The 6,322-nt window shown below is 59.9% G+C and carries 4 protein-coding genes; all 4 read left to right on the top strand.

The annotated features are described in order from the left end of the window. The coding region (locus PMI35_RS30450) for a 2-oxo acid dehydrogenase subunit E2 (protein WP_032831265.1) at positions 1-1,041 on the top strand (1,041 nt) is incomplete at its 5' end. 260 nt (positions 1,042-1,301) lie between these two features. Continuing rightward, positions 1,302-2,708 carry an alkaline phosphatase D family protein gene (locus PMI35_RS30455; protein ID WP_008054758.1) on the top strand — a complete coding sequence of 469 codons (1,407 nt, stop codon included), beginning with the start codon at positions 1,302-1,304 and terminating at the stop codon, positions 2,706-2,708. A gap of 183 nt (positions 2,709-2,891) precedes the next feature. Continuing rightward, positions 2,892-5,585, top strand: a complete 2,694-nt coding sequence (locus tag PMI35_RS30460; protein WP_008054757.1) for a putative bifunctional diguanylate cyclase/phosphodiesterase — start codon at positions 2,892-2,894, stop codon at positions 5,583-5,585. A gap of 62 nt (positions 5,586-5,647) precedes the next feature. After that, positions 5,648-6,295 (top strand): peptide-methionine (S)-S-oxide reductase MsrA, encoded by a 648-nt coding sequence (msrA, locus tag PMI35_RS30465; RefSeq protein WP_008054755.1) that lies wholly within the window; start codon positions 5,648-5,650, stop codon positions 6,293-6,295. Positions 6,296-6,322: the final 27 nt, after the last annotated feature.

The following is a 6,322-nucleotide window of genomic DNA, read 5'->3' as shown; positions in this document are numbered from 1 at the left end:
CCTGCTGCTGCCCCGGCACCGGCTGCCGCTGCTGCGAGCGCTCCGGCGCCAGCCGCTGCTGCTCCTGCTGCCGCCGCACCTGCAGCTGCCGCTCCGGTTGCTGCTCCGGCCAAGCCTGGCGCCAAGGTTCATGCAGGCCCGGCCGTACGCCAACTGGCCCGTGAATTCGGCGTCGAGTTGAGCGCGGTCGGCGCTAGCGGTCCGCACGGCCGCATCCTGAAGGAAGACGTGCAGGTTTACGTCAAGGCCATGATGCAGAAGGCCAAGGAAGCACCGGCCGCTGCTGCTGGCGCAACCGGTGGCGCGGGCATCCCGCCGATTCCGGTCGTGGACTTCAGCCGCTTCGGCGAAATCGAAGAAGTGCCGATGACCCGCCTGATGCAGGTCGGCGCCGCCAACCTGCACCGCAGCTGGCTGAACGTGCCGCACGTGACGCAATTCGACTCGGCGGATATCACCGAGCTGGAAGCGTTCCGTAACGCGCAGAAAGCCGTCGCAGAGAAGGCCGGCGTCAAGCTGACCATCCTGCCGTTGCTGCTCAAGTCCTGCGCACACCTGCTCAAGGAACTGTCGGACTTCAACAGCTCGCTGGCGCCAAGCGGTAAAGCGATCATCCGCAAGAAATACGTGAACATCGGCTTCGCCGTCGACACCCCGGATGGCCTGCTGGTACCGGTCATCAAGAACGTCGACCAGAAGAGCCTGCTGCAACTGGCCGCCGAGGCCGCTTCCCTGGCTGAAAAAGCCCGGACCAAGAAGCTCTCGTCGGATGAGATGCAAGGCGCCTGCTTCACCATTTCCAGCCTCGGCCACATTGGCGGCACCGGCTTCACGCCGATCGTCAACGCGCCGGAAGTGGCGATCCTCGGTGTTTCCAAGGCAACCATCCAGCCAGTCTGGGACGGTAAAGCCTTCCAGCCGAAACTGATGCTGCCACTGTCGCTGTCCTACGATCACCGTGTGATCAACGGCGCCGCTGCTGCACGCTTCACCAAGCGTCTGAGCGACCTGCTGGCGGACATCCGCACCATCCTGCTGTAACACCGGCCGGCCCTCCTTCGCGGGAGGGCCTGTCGCGTTTCACGTTTTCCGAGCGCCACGCTCGTACCTCAACCCCGCCAATTTGGCGGGGCTTTTTTTTGCCCGCCGTTTTTTACCTCAATAGATAACTTCCTACATTTGTGGCTGATATCCCCCACAAGTCGAATCCATTTCAACCCGGTATTTTTCAAGGCCAAATAACTAGCCTTGGCTGCAAGGCCATTTAAAGCCGATTGATTAAAAACCGAATGGATTCGAATATGTTCAAACCCACTGTCGGGCCAATTATTGGCCACACCACAACTAACCATGCACGTATTTTTTTACGTGGAGATTCAAGTAAAGATACCCATGCATTCGCCGGCATTCGCTATCGGCGTCTTGGAGATGAACACTGGTCAAACGGAGTTTTCGCTGAACTCGAAAAAGCCCGCGACATGTCCGCTGTCCTGGTTCTCAACGACCTGGCTGCCGACACCGTGCATGAATATCAGGCAGGCTGGTTCAGCGCGACGCAGCCTGTGGGCCCTGCCGAGGCAATGCGGGAACTGCCCTTGAAATGGCCAGGGAAGATCCATAGCCTGCGTACCCGTTCGAATCAAACCGGAAAGCCTAGAGCCTACGTCGTGGGCTCTTGCCGCTATCTACGCCTCACCGCAGGCATTGCCGCCGAACCGCATCTGGGTGACAGGATGTTCGCGACAATAGCAACACTGGCCGAGCAGGCCGAACCACCTGTCAGCGCCATGCTGATGACTGGGGATCAGATCTACGTCGATGATCTGAACTTCATCGCCCCGGACCGCGAACTCAAGGATATTCTTCTCAAGTATCGCGTGGCCTTTTCCCAGCCAAACATTGCAAAGTTAATGTCGGCCCTGCCAACTTATATGATCCTCGATGACCATGAGATCGAAGACAATTGGCCAGCCAACAAAAACAAGTCCGATGACTTTCTATATGCCAATGCGCTAAACGCCTATGAGGTGTACCAGGCCAGCCATGGCCCGGCGCACGAACTCTGCCATGACGGGCAAGTCGACAGGAAGCTGGACAAATACTGGTACCTGTTCACCGACGGCGATATCGAGTGGTTCGTTACCGACAGCCGGACCCGACGCAATCTGGCAGCCAGCGACCGACGCATCCTCGATATCGAACAGGAACAGGCCTTGTGTGCATGGCTGATCAACAGTTCGGCCCGGGTTAAATTCGTGGTCACCAGCGTCATGTTCTACCCCGACAGCAAACGCCAGGGCGATGACGCCTGGCAAGGCTTTCCCGAACAGCGACTACGGCTGCTGGAAACCATTCGTTCCCACGGCATCAGGAATGTCTTCTTCATATCCGGCGATGTCCACGGCTCCCTGACCAGCCGCTTGACCCACAGCGCAGACCCGGACTTCGAAATCCACACCATCGTCTCGTCGCCGCTGTGCAACAGCCGACTGCTGCCCTACGCCAAGGCCTCCACCTTCATCCTCGATCAGCCCTTGGCCCGCACGGCTGCTGGCGATTATCGACACGAACTGACGAGCGAGGTGATCAGCCAGGACAACTTCGCACACCTGATTGTCGATTCCGGACAGGTCCAGGTGCGTTATCACGATCGGGAGGGCAACCTGCTGCAATCGATCAATATAAAACTGCGAGAGGGCTTACGTTAGGTAAAACAGCATTACTTTTTGCAGTTAACTGGAGAAAACTTCACTGCTGCCGACATATTCTTATAGCACTTGGCCTTCATGTCTCTTGTCAGTCAGTGTCGCAATGATGCAACCTTGCCGCAGGCAACAGTAAAGAGGGCGAGAGCCCGGCGCGATCAGCATATTCGAAGCGAGTTTCCCTCCATGAAAAGCCAACCCGATGCCGCCAGCCGTATGGTGGCCGAGGTAGTGACGCAGTTGCCTGTGCCCTCGCGGCTCGGCATGCTGCGTTTCGAACGGCTGAACGAACCAAGCTGGGCCCTGCTGTTTCTCGATCCCAATTGTGAGCGCCAGTTCGGCCTGCCGGCCGTGGAACTGTGCGCCCTGGTCGGCTCGCCCTACGCCAGCCTGATGGAGCCGCAAGCACGCTATCAACTGCATGATGCGATTCAGGCGCAGTTGAGCGAGAGCCCCCATTATCTGATCCGCTACACCCTGCACACTGCCTCTGGTTCACTGAGCCTGCTGGAACTGGGCGAAGCCTACAAACAGCACAATCGACACCTGCTGCGCGGTTACCTGTTGGTCGTCGACGGCCTGTTCGAGAATGACCCGCTGCTGCCGGCGCTGGATCTCGAAACCCAGAACTCGCGCCTGCAAATCGCCCTGGAGCTCAATCAGCGCGCCCAGCAGGAACAACTGCAGCATCTGGAACGGGTGCGTGCCCAGCAGGACCTGATCCTGCTGCTGACCCGCCAGCGCTACAGCAGCAACAATTCCCTGCAGGAAGCCGCCGAACTGATCACGCGCAGCGCCTGCGAGATTTACCAGATCGACTGCGCCAGCCTGTGGCACCTGGAAGGCTCGATGCTGGCGCCCATCTCGGCCTACCACCGCTCAACCCAGGAATACCTGCTGCCGGCACCGATCGACGCCAGCGTGTTCCCCGATTATCTCGACGCCCTGCATACCGGCCGTGCCATCGATGCCCACAACGCCATGCGCGACCCACGCACCCGGGAAATGGCCGAAAGCCTGCGCCCGCGCGATGTCAACGCGATGCTCGATGCCAGCATTCGCGTCGACGGCCAGGTGGTCGGTGTGTTGTGCCTGGAACAAACCGGGGCGACCCGCGCCTGGGAGCAGGACGAAATCGCCTTCGCCGGCGAGCTGGCGGATCAATTCGCCCAGGTCATCAGCAATCACAATCGGCGCACCGCCACCAGCGCCCTGCATCTGTTCCAGCGTGCGGTGGAGCAAAGCGCCAACGCCTTTTTGCTGGTCAATTGCGATGGCATCGTGGAGTACGTCAACCCCAGCTTCACGGCGATCACCCAGTACACCACGGAAGAAGTTCACGGCCAGCGCCTGGCGCAACTGCCAGCGCTGGAGAACCTCAGTGAACTGCTGTTCGACGCGCCCTCCGCGTTGGCCAAGAGCAACAGTTGGCAGGGCGAGTTCAAGAGTCGTCGCAAAAACCTCGAACCCTACTGGGGCCAACTGTCGATCTCCAAGGTCTATGGCGACAACCGCGAGTTGACCCATTACATCGGCATCTACGAAGACATCACGCAGACCAAGCTCGCCCAGCAACGCATCGAGCGCCTGGCCTACACCGATAACCTGACCAACCTCGGCAATCGCCCGGCCTTCATCCGCAACCTCGATGAACGCTTCGCCCGCGACAGCGACGCGCCGATCAGCCTGTTGCTGGTGGACATCGACAACTTCAAGCGGATCAACGACAGCCTTGGCCACCAGACCGGTGACAAGCTGCTGATCAGCCTGGCCCGGCGCCTGCGCAACAGCCTCAACCCGGGTGGCAGCCTGGCGCGGTTTGCCAGCAACGAGTTCGCGGTGTTGCTGGACAACACGGGTCTTGAACTCGGGCAGCAGGTTGCCAACCAGTTGCTCGCGACCCTCGACAAACCGATGTTCGTCGACAACCAGCTGATCAGCGTGACCGGCTCGGTCGGCCTGGCCTGTGCCCCCTTGCATGGGCGCGACCCGCAAACCTTGATGCGTAACGCCGGGCTCGCCCTGCACAAGGCCAAGGCCAATGGCAAACATCAGGTGCAGGTCTTCACCGAAGCCTTGAACGCCGAGGCCAGCTACAAGCTGTTCGTCGAGAACAACCTGCGCCGCGCCCTGACCCAGAACGAACTGGACGTGTTCTACCAACCCAAGCTCTGCCTGCGCAGCGGGCGCTTGCTGGGCATGGAAGCGCTGCTGCGCTGGAATCACCCGGAAAAAGGCATGATCCGCCCGGACCAGTTCATCAGTGTCGCGGAAGAAACCGGTCTGATCATTCCGATCGGCAAATGGATCGCCCGCCAGGCCTGCCGCATGAGCAAAGCACTGACCGCCGCCGGCCTGGGCAACCTGCAGGTGGCAATCAACCTGTCACCCAAGCAGTTCTCCGACCCGGACCTGGTGGCGTCCATCGCCAACATCCTCAAGGAGGAAGCGCTGCCGGCGCGCCTGCTGGAGCTGGAGCTGACCGAAGGCCTGCTGCTGGAAGCCACCGAAGACACTCACCTGCAGCTCGACCAACTCAAGCGCCTGGGCCTGACCTTGGCGATGGACGACTTCGGCACCGGTTACTCGTCGCTCAGCTACTTGAAAAAATTCCCCATCGACATCATCAAGATCGATCGAAGCTTCATTCACGAAATCCCGGATAACCAGGACGACATGGAAATCACCTCCGCGGTGATCGCCATGGCCCACAATCTGAAACTCAAGGTCGTGGCCGAAGGCATCGAGACGGCCGAGCAACTGGCCTTCCTGCGCCGCCACCGTTGCGACGTTGGCCAGGGCTACCTGTTCGACCAACCGATCCCGGGCCTGGACCTGATCGACAAGCTCAAACGCTACCCGCGCGGCCCGATCGCCTGACAGCGAGCCAACACTCGGGCAAACTGCATCTCTGATTATTCCAACGACTGAGAGGACTGACGATGGTTCTGCGCTCGGAAATTCTGGTGAACAAAAACGTGCTCCCTACTAAAGAACAAGCTTTGCCTGGCCGCGAAACCCCAATGACCGTGCCGGAAAAACACTTCGTCCACGACGCCCCGCTGCTGGGCCCATTCTCGATGGACGTGGATTTCGCGATCTTCGGCCTTGGCTGCTTCTGGGGCGCGGAACGCAGGTTCTGGCAGCGTGAAGGCGTGGTCAGCACGGCCGTGGGTTACGCGGGCGGCTACACCCCGAACCCGACTTACGAAGAAGTCTGCTCTGGCTTGACCGGCCACAGCGAAGTCGTGCTGGTGGTCTACGAACCGGCAAAGGTCAGCTACGAAGAGCTGCTGAAAATGTTCTGGGAACTGCACAACCCGACCCAGGGCATGCGCCAGGGCAATGACCTGGGCACTCAGTACCGCTCGGTGATCTACGCCACCAACCCGTCCCAATTGGAAGCCGCGAAAAAAAGCGCGCAGGTGTTCCAGGTCGAACTGACCAAGGCCGGCAAGGGCATCATCACCACCGAAATCGACGAAGCGCCGACGTTCTTCTTCGCCGAGGCGTACCACCAGCAGTACCTGGCGAAAAACCCGGAAGGCTATTGCGGGATTGGCGGTACCGGCGTGACCTGCCCTATTTAACCGTCTAAAGCAAAAGATCGCAGCCTG

Source organism: Pseudomonas sp. GM78 (assembly GCF_000282475.1).
Lineage (GTDB): Bacteria > Pseudomonadota > Gammaproteobacteria > Pseudomonadales > Pseudomonadaceae > Aquipseudomonas.
Note: the sequence above shows the minus strand (reverse complement) of the source record. Positions and strands in the feature narration are given on the sequence as shown.